The organism is Pseudescherichia sp. (assembly GCF_031998825.1).
Classification (GTDB): domain Bacteria; phylum Pseudomonadota; class Gammaproteobacteria; order Enterobacterales; family Enterobacteriaceae; genus Pseudescherichia.
Genome location: NZ_DAMACX010000010.1, coordinates 1 through 17,375 on the forward strand (window position 1 = coordinate 1; position 17,375 = coordinate 17,375).

Consider the following 17,375-nt stretch of genomic DNA (forward strand, 5'->3'; position numbering starts at 1 on the left):
TTTCTTCTCTTTCATCTCAACTTCGGTGGCTGCACCGACTTTGATTACCGCTACGCCACCTGCCAGTTTCGCTACGCGCTCCTGCAGTTTTTCACGGTCATAATCGGAGGTCACTTCTTCGATCTGCTGACGGATCTGAGAAACACGGCCCTGAATGGCCGCTTCTTCACCCACGCCATCGATGATGGTGGTGGTGTCTTTGTTGATCACAACGCGTTTTGCCTGACCCAGGTCTTCCAGGGTTGCTTTTTCCAGCTCCATACCGATCTCTTCAGAGATTACGGTACCGCCGGTCAGGATAGCGATATCCTGCAGCATGGCTTTACGACGATCGCCGAAGCCCGGTGCTTTCACCGCAGCCACTTTCACGATACCGCGCATGGTGTTCACCACCAGGGTCGCCAGCGCTTCGCCTTCAACGTCTTCAGCAACGATCAGCAGCGGTTTGCCTGCTTTGGCAACGGCTTCCAGCACCGGCAGCATTTCGCGGATGTTGGAGATTTTTTTATCAGCCAGCAGGATGAACGGGCTTTCCAGTTCGATGGAGCCAGTTTCCGGCTTGTTGATGAAGTAAGGGGAGAGGTAGCCACGGTCAAACTGCATACCTTCTACAACGTCCAGCTCGTCCTGCAGGCCGGTGCCTTCTTCAACGGTGATAACGCCTTCTTTGCCCACTTTTTCCATCGCCTGAGCAATCAGGGTACCCACGGTTTCGTCAGAGTTAGCAGAGATGGTGCCTACCTGAGCAATAGCACGGGAGTCAGAGCACGGTACGGAGAGGGTTTTCAGCTCTTCAACGGCGGCGATAACGGCCTTATCGATACCGCGTTTCAGATCCATCGGGTTCATGCCCGCAGCAACGGCTTTCAGGCCTTCGGTGATGATGGACTGAGCCAGTACGGTTGCAGTGGTGGTACCGTCGCCCGCAGCGTCGTTCGCTTTGGAAGCCACTTCTTTAACCATCTGCGCGCCCATGTTCTCGAACTTGTCTTCCAGCTCGATTTCACGCGCAACGGAAACACCGTCTTTAGTAATGGTCGGTGCACCGAAAGATTTATCCAGTACTACGTTACGGCCTTTCGGGCCCAGGGTCACTTTCACTGCATCTGCCAGCACGTTTACGCCGCGCAGCATTTTCACACGGGCGTCGTTACCGAATTTTACGTCTTTAGCTGCCATTTTCTTTTTCCCTTAAATTCGTATGGTTCAGTTCGCGCGTGGATTACGCTTCAACAATTGCCAGAATGTCGGATTCGGACATGATCAGCACTTCCTGATCGTCGATTTTCTCTGCTTTCACGCCGTAGCCATCGTTGAAAATAACGATGTCGCCGACTTTCACGTCCAGCGGCTGCACGGATCCGTTTTCGAGGATGCGGCCTTTACCGACAGCGATGATCTCGCCACGAGTAGATTTACCAGCAGCACTACCGGTCAGAACGATGCCGCCAGCTGATTTAGACTCGACTTCTTTACGCTTGACGATGACACGGTCATGTAGTGGACGAATACTCATTGATAGCTCTCCTTTGAGAAAGTCAGTATCGGTTATGGATGACGCCGGTTCCTTTTCTCTTCCCGGCTGGTGACGAGAGAGATGGGGATGGGTTTTTACCCCTTCAAGGGGCCAGCGAAAAAAAATTTATGAAAGTGTTACCATCATCGCTCTTTGGACAGGGGCAGGATAAGAATAGATGAGTGGCTTAAAACAGGAGCTGGGACTGGCTCAGGGTGTGGGGCTGTTATCAACCTCACTATTAGGCACCGGCGTGTTTGCCGTGCCTGCGCTGGCAGCGCTGGTGGCGGGCAACAACAGCCTGTGGGCGTGGCCAGTACTAATTGTGCTGGTTTTCCCCATTGCGATTGTGTTCGCCCTGCTCGGACGACACTTTCCCAGCGCGGGCGGCGTCGCCCACTTTGTCGGCATGGCGTTTGGCCCGCGCCTGGAGCGTGTCACGGGCTGGCTCTTTCTGTCGGTGATCCCGGTAGGGCTGCCTGCCGCGCTGCACATCGCCGCGGGCTTCTGGCAGGCGCTGTTTGGCTGGCATGGTCCGCTGCTGCTGATGGCCGAGCTGGGCACGCTGCTGCTGGTGTGGGCGGTGGGGACGCGAGGGGCCAGCTCTAGCGCTAATCTGCAAACTCTGGTCGCCGGGCTGATCGTGGCGCTGATTGCCGCCGTCTGGTGGTATGGCGATCTTACCGTAAATGAGATCCCCTTCCCTGCCCCGTTGGACGTCGACGCCTCCGGGCTGTTTGCCGCCTTGTCGGTGATGTTCTGGTGCTTCGTCGGCCTTGAAGCGTTTGCCCATCTGGCCTCTGAGTTCAAACGTCCGGAGCGGGATTTCCCCCGCGCACTGATGATCGGTCTGCTGCTGGCTGGCTTCGTCTACTGGGCCTGCACGGTGATTGTGCTGCATTTTGACGCCTATAGCGCCGATCGTGCTGCCGCTGCCTCGCTGCCGGGCATCGTGGTGCAGCTGTTTGGTGAGAAGGCGCTGTGGGTCGCCTGCGTGATTGGCTATCTGGCCTGCTTCGCCAGCCTCAACATCTACATTCAGAGCTTTGCCCGCCTGGTCTGGTCCCAGGCGATGTACAATCCAGAGGGTCGTCTGGCACAGCTCTCAAAACGCCAGATCCCCTTTAACGCGCTGAATGCGGTGCTGATCTGCTGCGTTATCAGCACGCTGGTTATCTATGTACTGGAGATCAACCTCGATGCGCTGATTATCTACGCCAACGGCATTTTCATTATGATCTATCTGCTGTGCATGCTGGCGGGGTGTCGTTTACTGAAGGGGCGCTATCGGGCGCTGGCGGCGGTGGGCGGCCTGCTCTGTCTGCTGCTGCTGGCGATGGTGGGCTGGAAGAGCCTCTATGCCATTATCATGCTGGCGGCGCTGTGGTGGTTTTTACCCAAACGCGCCATCGTGCATTAAAAACAAACGTAGGCCCGGTAAGCGAAGCGCCACCGGGCAGTGACGATTATTTATCGTCTTTATGATCGATACGGTCGCGCTGGTCATCCTTGCGCTGGTACTCGCCGTCAAAGGTCTGGCCGCCCTGGCTCCCGGCGCTAAACCCGCCGCCCGGCATCCGGGAGAAGCGCAGATGCGGGAGCAGACGCAGGGTCAGTAACTTCTGTACCGGCGGCAGCAACAGCAGCAGGCCGAGCAGATCGGTAAAGAAGCCCGGCAGGAGCAGCAGCAGCCCGGCAATCATCAGCGACACGCTCTTAATCATCTCCGCCGCAGGACTCTCTCCGGCGGCCATCTTCTGCTGCATCAGCAGAATATTTTTAAAGCCCTGGTTACGCACCAGCGACATGCCGATGACTGAGGTAAAGATCACCAGCACCAGCGTGAGCAGGACGCCAAAGACGTGGGCGACCTGAATAAAAATCGAAATTTCGATGTAAACGTATAGAAATATTGCAATTAGTGGTATCCAGCGCACTGGCGTCTCCTGTAGGTTTGCGGCGTGCATCCTGTTGAGATGGTGCTTAATAGTAATAATTCAATAGGATTGCACGCCAGCTTTACTGAAAATCTCTGGCCGGTGATGCATTTCACAAATCATTAAAACTAATGCAACGACTAAGATAATAAGTGATCCAGATTACGGCATTTCGCTATCATCAGCATATGATCCCGGGTACGTGGCCGATTAAGGAAATAATCGTCGGTCAGCAAACACACATAACCCCAAACGTACTGTGTGTTTAGTACATTCATTCGCAGCTTGAAAAAGAAGGTTCACATGTTAAACAGCATTCGTATCGAAGAAGATTTGTTGGGCACAAGGGAAGTACCAGCGGACGCTTACTACGGCATCCACACTCTGAGAGCGATTGAGAATTTCTACATCAGCAACAGCAAAATCAGCGACATTCCTGAGTTTGTGCGTGGCATGGTGATGGTTAAGAAAGCCGCAGCGCTGGCGAATAAAGAGCTGCACACCATTCCCAAAAGCGTGGCGAATGCAATCGTCGCCGCATGCGATGAAGTCCTGAATAACGGTAAATGCATGGATCAGTTTCCGGTCGACGTCTACCAGGGCGGCGCGGGTACCTCCGTGAACATGAACACCAATGAAGTGCTGGCGAACATCGGCCTTGAGCTGATGGGCCATCAGAAAGGCGACTACCAGTACCTCAACCCGAACGATCACGTTAACAAGTGCCAGTCTACCAACGATGCCTACCCGACCGGCTTCCGCATCGCGGTCTACGCCTCTATCGTTAAGCTGGTGGACGCCATTAACCAGCTCGGGGAAGGTTTCCAGAATAAGGCCGTTGAGTTCAAAGATATTCTGAAAATGGGCCGTACCCAGCTGCAGGATGCGGTGCCAATGACGCTGGGCCAGGAGTTCCATGCCTTTAACGTCCTGCTCAACGAAGAGACGCGCAACCTGCTGCGTACCGCAGAGCTGCTGCTGGAGGTGAACCTCGGCGCGACGGCGATCGGCACCCGTCTCAATACCCCGGACGGCTATCAGCAGCTGGCGGTGCAGAAGCTGGCGGAAGTGAGCAACCTGCCGGTGGTGCCGGCGGAAGATCTGATCGAAGCTACCTCCGACTGCGGCGCGTACGTCATGGTTCACAGCTCACTGAAGCGACTGGCGGTTAAGCTATCCAAAATTTGTAATGACCTGCGCCTGCTCTCTTCCGGCCCGCGTGCTGGCCTGAATGAGATCAACCTGCCGGAGCTGCAGGCTGGCTCCTCTATTATGCCCGCCAAGGTGAACCCGGTGGTGCCAGAGGTGGTAAACCAGGTCTGCTTCAAGGTTATCGGCAATGACACCACGGTGACGATGGCTTCCGAAGCCGGTCAGCTGCAGCTCAACGTGATGGAGCCGGTCATCGGCCAGGCAATGTTTGAGTCGATCCACATTCTGACCAATGCCTGCTACAACCTGCTGGAGAAATGCATCAACGGCATCACCGCCAACAAAGCGGTGTGTGAGAGCTACGTCTACAACTCAATTGGCATTGTTACCTACCTCAACCCGTTTATTGGCCACCACAACGGCGATATTGTGGGTAAAATCTGTGCCGAAACGGGCAAGAGCGTACGTGAGGTCGTTCTCGAACGCGGCCTGCTGACCGAGGCGGAGCTGGATGATATCTTCTCGGCGCAAAACTTGATGCACCCGGCTTATAAAGCAAAACGGTATACGGATGAGAGCGAACAGTAACCTCTCAACCGGGTAAGACCTCAAAGGCACGTCAGCGATGACGTGCCTTTTTGTTTGTAGACGCTACTAAAATTCAACAAATCAATATCAACTTGTAAACACTTCAAGGAAGCCAACTATGTTTGCTGCGGAACTTGTAATTGTCCTGCTGGCGATATACCTGGGTGCCAGACTCAACGGTATCGGCATCGGTTTTGCCGGTGGGCTTGGCGTACTCGTGCTGACGCTCTTCTTCCAGATCAAGCCCGGCGCCATCCCCTTTGACGTTATCGAGATCATCATGGCGGTGATCGCTGCCATTGCTGCCATGCAGGTAGCAGGGGGAATGGACTACCTGGTCAGCCTGGCGGAGCGCCTGCTGCGCCGCCATCCTAAACACATCACCTTTCTCGCCCCGCTGGTGACCTGGTTTATGACCATTCTCGCCGGTACCGGGCACACCGCATTCTCTACGCTACCGGTGATCACCGAGGTGGCAAAAGAGCAGGGCATCCGCCCCTCCCGCCCGCTCTCTATCGCCGTAGTGGCCTCGCAGATCGCCATCACCGCCTCGCCCATATCGGCGGCGGTGGTGTTTTTCGCCGGGATCCTTGAGCCGTTAGGCGTCAGCTACCTGACGCTGCTGGCAATCTGCATTCCGGCGACCCTGATCGCCATCATGCTCACCGCCATCGTATGTAACTTCCTTGGCGCTGAATTAAAGGACGATCCGGTCTACCAGGAGCGGCTGGCCAAGGGTGAAGTGAAGCTGCGTGGTAATCAGGTTTTCCAGCTCAAGCCACACGCTAAACGTTCGGTGATGCTGTTCCTGATCGGCATTGTCGCGGTGATGGTCTATGCCACCATCATCAGCCCGACGGTGGGCCTGATTACCAACCCGGTGCTGCCGCGCAACGAGGCGATAGTGGTCTTTATGCTCACCATCGCCACGCTGATCTGCCTGAGTTGCAAGGTGGATACCGGCGAGATCCTCAACGCTGGAACCTTTAAGTCCGGGATGAGCGCCTGTATCTGCGTGCTGGGCGTGGCGTGGCTCGGCGACACCTTCGTGAAGAGCCACATTGAGGATATCCAGAGCGTGGCGGGTGACCTGCTGCACAGCTATCCGTGGCTGCTGGCGGTGGTGCTCTTTTTTGCCGCCACCCTGCTCTACTCCCAGGCGGCGACCACCAAAGCGCTGATGCCCGCCGCCCTGCTGCTCGGCGTCAGCCCTCTGACCGCCATCGCCTCATTCGCCGCCGTGTCGGCGCTGTTTGTGCTACCCACCTACCCGACGCTGCTGGCGGCGGTGGAGATGGACGACACCGGCTCGACCCGCATCGGCAAATACGTTTTCAACCACGCCTTCCTGATCCCCGGCGTGATCGCCATCGCCCTCTGTGTAATTTTGGGCTTCGTTATTGGCGGCATCCTGTTGTAAATGTCATTAAAATCGGGCTGCCTGGCGGCCCGTTTGATTAATCCCCAGCCAGCAGCGTGCTATAGTGCCTTTTTTCGTCTGATACGAGATTGCCAATGAATACGCCTGATGCCGTCGTTGTGCTCTGTACCGCCCCGGATGAAGCCACCGCCCAGGACCTGGCGGCGAAAGTGCTGGCGGATAAACTCGCTGCCTGCGTTACCATCCTGCCCGGTGCCACCTCGCTCTACTACTGGGAAGGCAAGCTGGAGCAGGAGTATGAAGTCCAGATGCTGCTGAAAAGCACCACTGCCCATCAGGAGGCGCTGCTGGCCTGCCTGAAATCGCATCATCCGTATCAGACCCCTGAACTATTAGTGCTGCCCGTCGCACATGGAGACAACGACTACCTCTCATGGCTCAACGCATCCTTACGCTAATCCTGCTGTTTTGCAGTACGTCCGCCTTTGCCGGGCTGTTTGACGCGCCCGGCTCCGCGAAGTTTGTTCCCGCTGACAGCGCATTTGCCTTCGACTTTCAGCAAAACCAGCACGACCTGACGCTCAACTGGCAGATTAAAGAGGGCTACTACCTCTATCGTCAGCAGATCAGCGTCACGCCCACGCAGGCGGATATCGCCCCGCTCCAGCTCCCAAAGGGCGAGAGCCACAAAGACGAATTCTTCGGCACCAGCGAGATCTATCGCCAGCGGCTTAGCCTCCCAGTGACGGTGCGCTCGGCCGATAAAGCGGCGACGCTGACCGTGACCTACCAGGGCTGTGCGGCGGCGGGCTACTGCTATCCGCCGGAGACCAAAGTGATACCGGTTAGCGAGGTGCAGCCGCTGGTGCAAAGCGTGCCGGATGATCCCGCTCCGACCGCAACGTCTCTGCCCTTCTCGGCGCTGTGGGCGCTGCTGATCGGGATAGGCATCGCCTTTACCCCCTGCGTGCTGCCGATGTATCCGCTCATCTCCGGCATCGTGCTGGGGGGCAAATCGCGTCTCTCTACCGGACGGGCGCTGCTGTTAACCGTGCTCTACGTGCAGGGCATGGCCCTCACCTACACCGCGCTGGGCCTCGTCGTGGCCGCCGCCGGGCTACAGTTTCAGGCGGCGCTCCAGCACCCCTATGTGTTAATCGGGCTGTCGGTGGTTTTCACCCTGCTGGCGCTGTCGATGTTTGGTCTGTTCACGCTCCAGCTGCCGTCATCTATTCAGACGCGTCTGAGCCTGATGAGCAACCGCCAGCAGGGCGGCTCTCCGGTCGGCGTCTTTGCGATGGGGGCTATCGCCGGGCTGATCTGCTCCCCCTGTACCACTGCGCCGCTCAGCGCCATCCTACTCTACATCGCCCAGAGCGGTAACCTGTGGCTCGGCGGCGGCACGCTCTACCTTTATGCGCTTGGCATGGGTATCCCGCTTATTCTGGTGACCCTGTTCGGCAACCGCCTGCTGCCGAAAAGCGGCCCGTGGATGGAGCAGGTCAAAATCGCCTTTGGTTTTGCGATCCTCGCCCTGCCGGTATTTTTGCTGGAGCGTATATTAGGCGAGACGTGGGGCCTGCGCCTCTGGTCGCTGCTCGGCGTAGCTTTTTTCAGCTGGGCATTTATCACCTGTTTAGGCGGTACCCGCCGCGGGATGCGTGTGCTACAGATCGTCCTGCTTGGTGCGGCGCTGGTCAGCGCGAAGCCGCTGCAGGACTGGGCGTTTGGCGTCAGCGCCTCCGCCCCGCAGGCGCAGCTTAACTTTACGCGCATCGCCAGTGTAGATGAGCTGGATCAGGCTCTGGCCCAGGCCAGGGGTAAACCGGTGATGCTTGATCTCTACGCCGACTGGTGCGTAGCCTGTAAAGAGTTTGAGAAGTACACCTTCAGCGATCCGCAGGTACAGGCGGCGCTGAAGGAGACGGTGCTGCTGCAGGCGGATGTCACCGCCAACAGCCCCGAGGATGCCGCCCTGCTTCGCCACCTTGGCGTGCCGGGCCTGCCGACAATTCTGTTCTTTGATGCCCAGGGCAATGCGCAGCCAGCGCAACGGGTGGCAGGATTTATGGATGCGGAAGCCTTTAGTAGACATTTGCGCAATCGCCAGCCATAAACTACACCAGGAGTAAAAAAATGGTTCTAAAAACGCAGGAGAACACCGTGCAACGTGAAGACGTCTTAGGGAAAACATTGCAGTGGCTTGAGATCGAAGGCCTTGCTGCCACGACGCCCGAAATTATCGCCGAACGTCTTAATTATCCATTGGACGAGTTTTTGCGCTTTTGGCCCGATAAAGAGGCGCTGCATTATGATGCATTGCGCCACCTGAGCCAGCAGGTTGATGTCTGGCGCAGGCAGATGCTCTTGAACGACGAGCTCAGCAAAGAGCAGAAGCTGCTGGCCCGCTACGCGGCGCTCACCGAGTGCGTCACTAATCACCGCTATCCAGGCTGCCTGTTTATTGCTGCCTGCACTATCTATCCGGATCCGGCTCACCCTATCCACCAGCTGGCAGATCAGCAAAAAAAAGCGGCCTATGCCTATACCCACGAACTGCTGACCTCGCTGGAAGTAGACGATCCGGCCATGGTCGCCAAACAGATGGAGCTGGTGCTCGAGGGCTGCCTCAGCCGGATGCTGGTCAACCGCAGCCAGGTAGACGTTGATACCGCCTACCGGCTGGCAGAAGATATTCTGCGCTTTGCCCAATGCCGCATGGGCGGCGCGTTGACCTGATATCAGAGCAGCAGCCCTGCCCACGCGGAGATCAGCAGGCAGAGCGCCATTGCCCGCTGAAACCAGACCAGCGAGGCGGGCGTTCGAAAGAGACGGTTTACCGCTCTGCCGCAGAACGCCCAGACGATCAGGCAGAGCTGGGAGATGATCAGAAACAGGAGCGCCATCACGGCGATCTCCCGTAGCGGATCCGCCCCGTGAGGCGCAAACAGGCTCACCACCGCCAGCGCCATCATCCATGTTTTCGGGTTGATCAGCTGCAATGCAGCAGCAGCCCGAATGCTGAAGGGCCGCTGCGCCTCTCCGCCCAGCTCCGCAGCCGGAGCACGAAACAGTTGCCAGCTCATCCAGCTTAACCACAGCACCCCCGCCCAGCTCATTCCCGTCCGCACCAGAGGATACTGACGCAGCACCTCTCCCGCTCCCGCCCCGGAGACCAGCACAATCAGGCTGGCAGCCGCACAGCCGCTCACCACGGCGGGCAGCGTCGCCTTCACGCCGAAGCGCTGGCTGCTGGATAAAACCAGGATATTGGTGGGACCGGGGGTAATTGACGCCACGAAGGCAAACAGCATAAACGGCAGATACGCATAGAACATATTCACAGGCAGGACTCCTCATTATCGTTATCCTGACTGTCGCGTTATTTCATTGTCGCGTCTGGAAGATTTGTGCATAAGCTGCGGTAGCGCGCCGGGGAGAGACGGTAGGCCCGCTGGAACCAGCGCCCGAGGTGACTCTGGTCGGCAAAGCCCAGCGCAGCCGCAACGCTGGCAGGCTGCTCCCCTTTCGCCAGCATGGCGCGGGCGCTCGCCAGCCGGAGCTGGATCAGCCAGGCGTGGGGCGAGAGGTGAAACTCGCGCTTAAAGCAGCGCGTGAGGGTGAAGCGATCGGTCCCGGTCTCCCGCGCTACGTCGTCCAGGCCAACGTTGTCCCCACGGTGCGCGTAGAGATAGTCCCGCGCCCGGTGGGCAATCGCCGCGCTCTGACGCTGCGCCGAGAGTCGCTTGCGCCACTGGCAGTGGTGCGTCAGCTGGCTGAGCAGGCCATCCATCATGCCCTGCTGCACAATGCGCATCTCGTCGTTGTGCAGGGTAAAAAAGGTTTGAGCGATGGTATTTACCAGCTGCGGGGCGCGGGCGATGGTCTGGTCAAAGTGCAACGAGTAGCTTGATGGCGTGGCGTCGTACAGGCCACGCAGAGTGTCGCTCAGCCAGCGGTCATCGAGATAGAACGTCAGGTAGGTAAAGCCGCCCTCTACTGGCGCGTCGCCATCGTGGATCTCCCCCGGCTCCAGCAGAAAGGCATCCCCCGGCGTGCTGCGATGGCGCTCGCGGCGGCAGTGAAACTGCTGGGTGCCGGTCAGGGTGATGCCCACCAGGTAGCTGTCGTGCCAGTGCGGATCGAAGGCGTGGCCCTCAAAGTGCGCGCGGATGGTTTCGATGCCGGTATCAGCATGCTGCCGCAGCTCCAGCCAGTCTGCCATATCAACCTCCTGAATGATTCCCGAGTGTAGCATCAATCATTCAGCGTGAAAGGTCTGGAAGATTTGTGCAGTCGGGCGCAAAAATGGCGGAGACTGGGGCAAACTGCCGTAAAGTTAAGCAACTGAACGCGATTAGCGGAAATTTGGTTGACGATGCCAGGCAATCAAGGTTTAATACGCCCCGTTGCCCGGATAGCTCAGTCGGTAGAGCAGGGGATTGAAAATCCCCGTGTCGGTGGTTCGATTCCGCCTCCGGGCACCACTATTCGAAGCACGCTGGTCAGAGGTGAGAAAACTGACGGGCGTTTAACGGGAGTGGTACTTGTTGATGTTGATCCTCACATCAGCATACATCAAGAAGTTACCCTCTCGATTAGGGAGCCTGCTGACACAGGCTCCCTTTTCTCGATCACTGTGAATAATTACAATGACGTGACTGAATGTCAACCATTGTAAAACATCTCTTCAGCCTTATCGGTGTAAAGTGCCATTTCCTTTTCCAGCGCCTGGCTCACAATATCCATACTGATATCAACATATTCCATTGTTGTACTCACGTTGCGGTGCCCCAGCAATCCCTTAACCAGCTGCAGGTTTCGTTCAGGCGAGCTCATCAGTGTCGTGGCAAGGGTGTGCCTGAACCGGTGGGGAGAAACATCAAATCCGCACTCTTTTGACAGTCTACGAAAAAAAGAGCGTAACGGTTGCAGCGATGGTTTTTCCGAAAGAGACGCCCTTTCTGCAGGCGAAGAGACAAACCGCTCATAGTGAAAAAGCGCATCATTATTGCCGGCACCGCAGTCCCTTGCACGCTGAAGCAATGCTTCCAGTCTCGGTCGTAAATGACTGACAACGGGAACCCGCCATTCCCGGTACGTTTTACTGCCTTCCGCTCTTAATTCAATCCACCCATCGTCAAGAGACACATCTTTTAGACGTATATGGAGCAGTTGATTTTGCCGCATACCAGTGTAACGCAAGGTGTCCAGGACAGTCAGCCAGTACCATACTGGCCTCAGAGCGCATTTAGATTCGGTTCTGGGCTCAGAAGCAAATTGCTGCATAGTTAGCCAGATTTTTGTCATCTGGTTTTTTGTTAGCGTTTTTTTACGCTTCTTGTCCTGTTTGACCGATACGCCATTGAAGGGATTTTTACTTAAGTTCGTCAGTTGAGAAGTGATGGCAAAATTATACAGGGCACGCATATGGCTGACCTTATTGTTCCAGGTATGTGCAGAAAGGCACTGCTTCTTGAGCACATGCCTTCGCCACTCAAGCACATCGCGACTGGTTATGCCGTAAGGCGGACAGGCTTCCCCGATATGCTTCCTGAAACCACGAACAACCTTCTTATAACTCCACTCGGTATCTTCGCGCAGCGATTTACAGAAAAAGTACTCATCCATAAGTTCCTGCCAGAGCCAGTCAGCACTATTTTCGTTCATTTTTTCCATTCCTCTCTTAGTAACAGTAACGCACCAGATGTCAGACCGACGTTGTGGTCAGGGGAACAAAATGAACTGACTGTCCTGAGGGATGGTCTTTCTGTATACCCGCCTGCTTTTCACCAGGTAGCCTTTTACCCGTTTGAACCTCCCGGACTTGTCGGGTGTATCGTAAAGCTGAGCAAAATAAAATCTCCTGTTATCACGACGCTTATGCAGGTTAAGTCGCTCAAAAGAAGCCTGAATGCTTTCCCGTTGAATAGTCGAACCAGTGGCCTTAAGGTAGTCGAAAAAGATACCGGGGACGGGTAAAAAGACATAGCCGGCAATAACATGGATTTTGTCTGCTTTACCATTAAAACTAATATCTCCCCGATTGAGTCCCTCCCGGAGCCAGTCAAAAAACTGTTCTCCTTCCGCTACGTCAGTACCGGAGACTGCTACGGGTACGGAATCTGATCTTTCATCACATTTGTTAACAATTGCAACCTGAGAATAGTCCGAGTTTCCTTTTGCAGACGGTTCCTTTTCATTTGCGGGGTCTTCTATCTTTTCAAGGGGTTCTGACGATTGCTGTTCCTCTGCAATCACAACGGACACGCCTGCCTGTACCTCACCTTCATTTTCTGAAGCTTTAGCATCTCCTGACATGTCGAAAAGAGAAAGGAGAGCATCAGCATCATCTTCAGAGGGCAGAGAGTCAGAGCCAGTACTTTTTTCGATTTCGCTTAAAACACTTTCTGCTTCGTTTTCTTCACGGCTTTTAACTGGTGAATCACTAAGCTGAGTGGGGTTATCAATACCTGTGGCAAGTGTAAAGATCTCAGGGGAAGATGGATCAGTTGCCCCGCTCAGAGCTGTTTGTTCAGATAACATATCTGTAGGTAAAACCGTAGCGCCCCCCTCATTTGAAAGGGCTGTATTTACTGGAATTTCACCTGCATAAGAACCTAAAATTTCCGCAGGTTTCCTCTCCATCAGAGGAGACTCTGTTTTCTCAGCTGCTTGTTTCATCAGGCTTCGGATCAACGGCATTGCCGGATGCTGGTTCCATAAGGCCCCGGCAAGATTGCCCAGAGCTTCGGGATTTTCTGCCAGCCAGCCTGTCGCTTCCGCTGGCATAAGTTGTCCGGCTGCCAGCGCTGCAAAAGCTGAGGAGTTGTCAGCTTCCCGGAAGCGAAATCGATAAGGCGAGTCCGGAACGGTTATTCCCGGAAGCCAGCTTTTACCATCAAGCAGCTCCCCCTCCAGAGACGCCAGGAGCGGCAAATGCCAGAACAGTGCAGACCAGAAAATGACCGTATTCCACATCACGTTTTGCTCTGCCTGCTCTTCTGGCGCAGCTCCGGGTGGAAACATGTATCCTTTGGCCAGTCTGACCGCACAGGTTGTGAACTGCAGCGTAAGGTCCCCGAAGCCGTCTGACTGCGACCACCTTCCCTGCTGTGTTGCCGGCACATTCTGTACCCTGGCCAGTAAGCCATGCAGTGGCGTTATATAAAACCGGTGATAAACATCCGCCGGAAGTGAGCTGTTTTCCCATATTTGTTGCAGGCAGGTTTTTCTCAACGGGCTACAGCACAGCGTATCGACCGTACGCGGAGCGTGGTAGCCGGCAGGTGTGAAAGCGGATACATGACGTGCTGGTTCCGGTTCACCTTTTGAAAACAGAAACCTCAGAGTCCTGATTCTGTCGCGCATGATTTTCTCCTGGTATAGGGCTGCCCAGTGTTGTGACACTCCCCGCGCTTCACCATAAAAAACCAGTTACTCATTCTCAGAAGTTTTTCCCGTTTCTTCGTGGCTGTCGGCACTCTCTCCATTTCCGGACGGTACGGTTTCGTACGTCGTCTCGCGGTTTTTCCCGCCTTCATCGCTCAGCCAGCGCATCAACTCGTTAAGCACGAGCGTTCTTCTGGCCCGGGTGACAGCCACGTACAGCAGGTTGGTCTCATCCTGCCGCTCATCCTGCGAAAGAAGCGGGTCGGTAATGTCGGTAAAATCCTCACTCAGCATCACCACCGGCCATTCGAGCCCCTTGCTGCGGTGTGCGGTTGAAACCGTGACCTGAGCCTCTTTTTCATGAGTGACGACCTGACGGCGCATAATGGCCAGCTTTTGAGGGAGCGGGAAAAAGTCATCGAGCAGGCGAATAGCCTGGTTCATCTCCACGTCCTGCGTGGCTTTGGCTATCGAGCAGTACTCGTCAAAATCCCGGTAGTCCCGGCTGAAGCGCGGGGACTGCATCTTTTCAGGCATATCGGCGGAGAACCAGTACAGATCCTCAAGCTCTTCGGTCTTGTAGCCTTCAATCCCGCCGACCCAGAAGACCTTTTTCTCCATGAGACTTGCCGTTAAAGCACTCCCAATCACACCGGATACCGTCCGGCTCAGTACAGCAATGTGCTCAGTTCCCTCCGGAATTCGGGTCACCACACTGTCTTCCCCCCCGTTGCCTGTTACCTGTTTATCTTCACCGGCACGGTCCAGCAGGATGTTGGCCATACGCGCGACCTCAGGGCCAAAACGAAAACTCGCCGTCAGCCACAATTTGTCTGCCTGCGCCAGCTGAGGGGCATTGAGCGCGTTATCCGCCCCGCGAAAGCGGTAAATCTGCTGGTAGCGGTCGCCGACCAGGATGACCCGGCAGGGCTGATTCAGTACAAACGCACTGGTCACCGGGTTAGCGTCCTGCGCCTCATCGAAAAGGATGGTATCCCAGCGTGTTGATAAATCAGGATGTGAAAGCTGGAAAAGTTTAAGGTAGGTGTCGTGCGTGACGGGAAAGGTTGAATCAGTACGGCTCATTTCATACCAGAGGATTTGGATTGCCCCCAGAATTTTACCGGCATCGAGACCGTGGCGATCATCCTCAGACGGCAGATGTATCAGCCCCGGCTCAGTATCTGCACTGCAGAGGAACATGTTCAGCCCGCTTAGCGCCAGCCGCGCCAGCGGCCAGTGGCGGGTATTGAGCTTGCGGGCCACATCCGTAATGCGCAGACTGGCTGTCAGCCGGTCACGGAAATGCCTGCCGAAACGGGCCCATGCCAGCTGATGCGACGTTTTACACTCTACGTTATAGGGGAATTTGCGTTCAGCCTCATCCCGCACAGCGCGATTATAGGCAAGGTAAAGCATCTTACTTTCCGGGTTGGCTTCAGCGTAGTTCACTAACGTGGAGGTTTTGCCTGTGCCTGCAAACGCATTTACCACAAGATGATTACCCTTCCATTCGATGATGGCGTTTTGTTCGGCTGTTGTTTTCCAGGTCACTGTGTTCTCCCGCAGCAGCAGATGTGAAAAAAAACAGCCTGACAGCGGGAAGAGTTCACTACGATAAAAAACCAGATACCGTGCTTCAGAAATAAAAAACGCTCCCGGGCGGGAGCGTGTGGATGTGATTATGCCGCCTGCAAGTACCGTGGATCCAGACGAACAGGCCAGCCGCCGAGATAGTGCCCGGGGGTATAGAGTATCCGGCGTCGTTCATTCGCCAGGGTATTACCTACCACCACTTCGCCGGCAATCCCGCACAGGGACAGCTGTATGTAAGCCATTCCGGCCGCAAGCGGATCGATATCTGTCGCGGATACCCACAGATACCGGTGCGGTGGCCACCCCGCCTTTTGCAGAACATCAGCAAATGCCAGCACCATGCAGCCGGCACCGCACGCAGGTTCACTCAGGGTGATGAAGGGTTTGTCACGGAACAACGCTTCAGTGTCGCCCAGCTGCATGGCCGCCATCATTCTGGCCACGTCCCAGGGCGTGAAAAACTGCCCCCTGTATTTGTCACCCAGCTCCAGCTGCATAAAGACGCGGCCAAGGAAGTCCCCGGGCGCTTCACCCAGCCCGTTAACAACGTGGGCCAGCAGCTGCGCCATGCGCGTGACGTCCTCCTTTTCGTATCCACCGACTATACGCAGATACTTTTGCTCCTGCGCTTCACTGAAGTGAAGCCGGTTTTCCAGCGCGATGACGCTGCAGCTGATGAAGTCTTCAAACACTTTAAACCGGTGATGATACCGGGCCGTCTGACTGAACAACTTAACAAAGGCTTTTTCGTGGTTAATCATGCCAGGCATGCGTCTTCTCCATAAAAAAAGGGAACACGCACCCTGACCAGGGGACGTGTCCCCTGAGGGTAAAAAGCCACGGCATTGCCGTGGCTGGGTTAACGGAGGAACAGGCTTTTACCCCCGGACCTCACGATAAGATGCTGCTTCCTGAGTCGATAACGCCGGCTCATCGCTGACGAGATAAAGCACCTGACCGGGCTGAGACGCGCCGGCCGCACCTTTGTGTCCGTCGACATGTTCGCCGCCGTCATAGCAGTCGTAACCGCTGAGCCCGCTCACGGGCTCGCTGTAGCTGTGACGCACCTCGCAGTCAAATACCGCAGAAATTTCCCCGACAACCTCACCTGACGGCGGAAGCCAGGGCGTATCCATCTGCAGCGTAAGACTGTTTGGCGAATGCCGCTGCCAGTTGACATTGTGCCCGGCAGGCCACTCCATGCCGTACTGCCGGCAGTAGAGGCTGGTTGTGGTCGATACGCCTGACATCAGCCCTCCGGAACCGTTCAGCTCTGCTGCCAGCCGCGTAGGTATGACGGCCAGCATATCGCAGGGCTGGGAGCGTTCAGGATACTGGCTGAGCCGCTCCCAGGCAGTTGCGGCATCAGACTCATCGCCGGCGCTGACCAGACCAAACCAGTCGGTGTATTGCCTGGCAATCAGCTCCGCCATAACCTCACGTGCCGGGTCGGGAATATTCTCCCATTTCAGCGCGCCCAGACCTGACTGGTGATACAGCCGGTCAATGGCCCGGATGGTTTCCGCATCGAGGATGGCATCCTTCAGCAGGAGCGCCAGCCAGCTTTCAAACGCCTGATTGGCCGCAGTGGAAAGCCCTGTGCCTGCACGGACCAGCCCCTGACAGGGCGGATACGACGTTGTGCGCACCGGCTTGAGTATCCCCGCCGCGCCAGCCAGAAAAAGCTGTATGCTCTGCTGCACTGCGTGGCGGTGACGCGGTACGTCAGTTCCGTTTATCCACTGCAGCATGACATCAATGCAGACGGATTTACCGGTGATTTCCAGGCGGTTATGACACCATTCGGACATAG

16 protein-coding genes and 1 tRNA gene are annotated in these 17,375 nt (G+C 56.1%); 7 read left to right on the forward strand and 10 right to left on the reverse strand.

The window, feature by feature from the left end; genetic code table 11:
- Both groL and RTP97_RS06720 read right to left on the reverse strand, forming a co-directional pair.
- A partial coding sequence (groL, locus tag RTP97_RS06715; RefSeq protein WP_312412109.1) for a chaperonin GroEL occupies nt 1–1,179 on the reverse strand: 1,179 nt, incomplete at its 3' end.
- Nucleotides 1,180–1,222: 43 nt separating this feature from the next.
- The gene (locus tag RTP97_RS06720; protein ID WP_042388708.1) at nt 1,223–1,516 is read right to left on the reverse strand and encodes a co-chaperone GroES; all 294 of its coding nucleotides are present in this window, start codon (nt 1,514–1,516) and stop codon (nt 1,223–1,225) included.
- A 178-nt stretch (nt 1,517–1,694) separates the two neighbouring features.
- On the opposite strand from RTP97_RS06720, the gene yjeH reads away from it, so the two are divergent.
- On the forward strand, nt 1,695–2,936 hold the full coding sequence (gene yjeH, locus RTP97_RS06725) for an L-methionine/branched-chain amino acid transporter (protein WP_312412110.1): 1,242 nt from the start codon (nt 1,695–1,697) through the stop codon (nt 2,934–2,936).
- A 46-nt stretch (nt 2,937–2,982) separates the two neighbouring features.
- On the opposite strand, the gene RTP97_RS06730 is transcribed toward yjeH, so the two are convergent.
- Complete coding sequence (locus RTP97_RS06730) at nt 2,983–3,453, reverse strand: FxsA family protein (protein WP_312412112.1); 471 nt, start codon at nt 3,451–3,453, stop codon at nt 2,983–2,985.
- Between the two features lie 303 nt (nt 3,454–3,756).
- On the opposite strand from RTP97_RS06730, the gene aspA reads away from it, so the two are divergent.
- The 5 genes from aspA (at nt 3,757) to RTP97_RS06755 (ending at nt 9,313) form a co-directional block, all read left to right on the forward strand.
- On the forward strand, nt 3,757–5,193 hold the full coding sequence (gene aspA, locus RTP97_RS06735) for an aspartate ammonia-lyase (RefSeq protein WP_312214486.1): 1,437 nt from the start codon (nt 3,757–3,759) through the stop codon (nt 5,191–5,193).
- A 118-nt stretch (nt 5,194–5,311) separates the two neighbouring features.
- On the forward strand, nt 5,312–6,613 hold the full coding sequence (locus RTP97_RS06740) for an anaerobic C4-dicarboxylate transporter (RefSeq protein WP_312412114.1): 1,302 nt from the start codon (nt 5,312–5,314) through the stop codon (nt 6,611–6,613).
- Nucleotides 6,614–6,708: 95 nt separating this feature from the next.
- On the forward strand, nt 6,709–7,032 hold the full coding sequence (gene cutA, locus RTP97_RS06745) for a divalent cation tolerance protein CutA (RefSeq protein ID WP_312214482.1): 324 nt from the start codon (nt 6,709–6,711) through the stop codon (nt 7,030–7,032).
- Nucleotides 7,008–8,690 carry a protein-disulfide reductase DsbD gene (locus RTP97_RS06750; RefSeq protein WP_312412116.1) on the forward strand — a complete coding sequence of 561 codons (1,683 nt, stop codon included), beginning with the start codon at nt 7,008–7,010 and terminating at the stop codon, nt 8,688–8,690. The genes cutA and RTP97_RS06750 overlap by 25 nt, the downstream gene beginning before the upstream one ends.
- Nucleotides 8,691–8,737: 47 nt before the next feature.
- Nucleotides 8,738–9,313 carry a transcriptional regulator gene (locus RTP97_RS06755; protein ID WP_312412155.1) on the forward strand — a complete coding sequence of 192 codons (576 nt, stop codon included), beginning with the start codon at nt 8,738–8,740 and terminating at the stop codon, nt 9,311–9,313.
- 2 nt (nt 9,314–9,315) lie between these two features.
- Here RTP97_RS06755 and RTP97_RS06760 read toward each other — a convergent pair whose 3' ends face one another.
- On the reverse strand, nt 9,316–9,912 hold the full coding sequence (locus RTP97_RS06760; protein ID WP_312412156.1) for a LysE family translocator: 597 nt from the start codon (nt 9,910–9,912) through the stop codon (nt 9,316–9,318).
- Between the two features lie 44 nt (nt 9,913–9,956).
- Nucleotides 9,957–10,799: an AraC family transcriptional regulator gene (locus RTP97_RS06765; protein WP_312412117.1), complete on the reverse strand. Its 843-nt coding sequence runs from the start codon at nt 10,797–10,799 to the stop codon at nt 9,957–9,959.
- A 186-nt stretch (nt 10,800–10,985) separates the two neighbouring features.
- Between RTP97_RS06765 and RTP97_RS06770 the strand changes: the two genes are divergently transcribed.
- Nucleotides 10,986–11,061, forward strand: a tRNA-Phe gene (locus RTP97_RS06770).
- Between the two features lie 181 nt (nt 11,062–11,242).
- Here RTP97_RS06770 and RTP97_RS06775 read toward each other — a convergent pair.
- The 5 genes from RTP97_RS06775 to RTP97_RS06795 all read right to left on the reverse strand — a co-directional run bounded on the left by RTP97_RS06775 (nt 11,243) and on the right by RTP97_RS06795 (nt 17,373).
- Nucleotides 11,243–12,244, reverse strand: a complete 1,002-nt coding sequence (locus RTP97_RS06775; RefSeq protein WP_006781417.1) for a tyrosine-type recombinase/integrase — start codon at nt 12,242–12,244, stop codon at nt 11,243–11,245.
- A gap of 57 nt (nt 12,245–12,301) precedes the next feature.
- Nucleotides 12,302–13,945: a conjugal transfer nickase/helicase domain-containing protein gene (locus RTP97_RS06780; RefSeq protein ID WP_006781415.1), complete on the reverse strand. Its 1,644-nt coding sequence runs from the start codon at nt 13,943–13,945 to the stop codon at nt 12,302–12,304.
- Between the two features lie 66 nt (nt 13,946–14,011).
- Nucleotides 14,012–15,520 carry a UvrD-helicase domain-containing protein gene (locus RTP97_RS06785; RefSeq protein ID WP_006781413.1) on the reverse strand — a complete coding sequence of 503 codons (1,509 nt, stop codon included), beginning with the start codon at nt 15,518–15,520 and terminating at the stop codon, nt 14,012–14,014.
- A 128-nt stretch (nt 15,521–15,648) separates the two neighbouring features.
- Nucleotides 15,649–16,332 (reverse strand): N-6 DNA methylase, encoded by a 684-nt coding sequence (locus RTP97_RS06790; protein ID WP_006781411.1) that lies wholly within the window; start codon nt 16,330–16,332, stop codon nt 15,649–15,651.
- 108 nt (nt 16,333–16,440) lie between these two features.
- A complete protein-coding gene (locus RTP97_RS06795; RefSeq protein WP_006781409.1) occupies nt 16,441–17,373 on the reverse strand; it encodes a DUF1281 domain-containing protein in 933 nt (310 codons plus the stop codon).
- Nucleotides 17,374–17,375: the final 2 nt, after the last annotated feature.

Excerpts from the sequence above, each read along its gene's own strand:
- RTP97_RS06720 (WP_042388708.1), bottom strand. The coding sequence starts at position 1,516 with ATGAGTATTCGTCCACTACATGACCGTGTCATCGTCAAGCGTAAAGAA.
- yjeH (WP_312412110.1), top strand. The coding sequence starts at position 1,695 with ATGAGTGGCTTAAAACAGGAGCTGGGACTGGCTCAGGGTGTGGGGCTG.
- aspA (WP_312214486.1), top strand. The coding sequence starts at position 3,757 with ATGTTAAACAGCATTCGTATCGAAGAAGATTTGTTGGGCACAAGGGAA.
- RTP97_RS06740 (WP_312412114.1), top strand. The coding sequence starts at position 5,312 with ATGTTTGCTGCGGAACTTGTAATTGTCCTGCTGGCGATATACCTGGGT.
- cutA (WP_312214482.1), top strand. The coding sequence starts at position 6,709 with ATGAATACGCCTGATGCCGTCGTTGTGCTCTGTACCGCCCCGGATGAA.
- RTP97_RS06750 (WP_312412116.1), top strand. The coding sequence starts at position 7,008 with ATGGCTCAACGCATCCTTACGCTAATCCTGCTGTTTTGCAGTACGTCC.
- RTP97_RS06760 (WP_312412156.1), bottom strand. The coding sequence starts at position 9,912 with ATGTTCTATGCGTATCTGCCGTTTATGCTGTTTGCCTTCGTGGCGTCA.
- RTP97_RS06765 (WP_312412117.1), bottom strand. The coding sequence starts at position 10,799 with ATGGCAGACTGGCTGGAGCTGCGGCAGCATGCTGATACCGGCATCGAA.
- RTP97_RS06775 (WP_006781417.1), bottom strand. The coding sequence starts at position 12,244 with ATGAACGAAAATAGTGCTGACTGGCTCTGGCAGGAACTTATGGATGAG.
- RTP97_RS06780 (WP_006781415.1), bottom strand. The coding sequence starts at position 13,945 with ATGCGCGACAGAATCAGGACTCTGAGGTTTCTGTTTTCAAAAGGTGAA.
- RTP97_RS06790 (WP_006781411.1), bottom strand. The coding sequence starts at position 16,332 with ATGCCTGGCATGATTAACCACGAAAAAGCCTTTGTTAAGTTGTTCAGT.
- RTP97_RS06795 (WP_006781409.1), bottom strand. The coding sequence starts at position 17,373 with ATGTCCGAATGGTGTCATAACCGCCTGGAAATCACCGGTAAATCCGTC.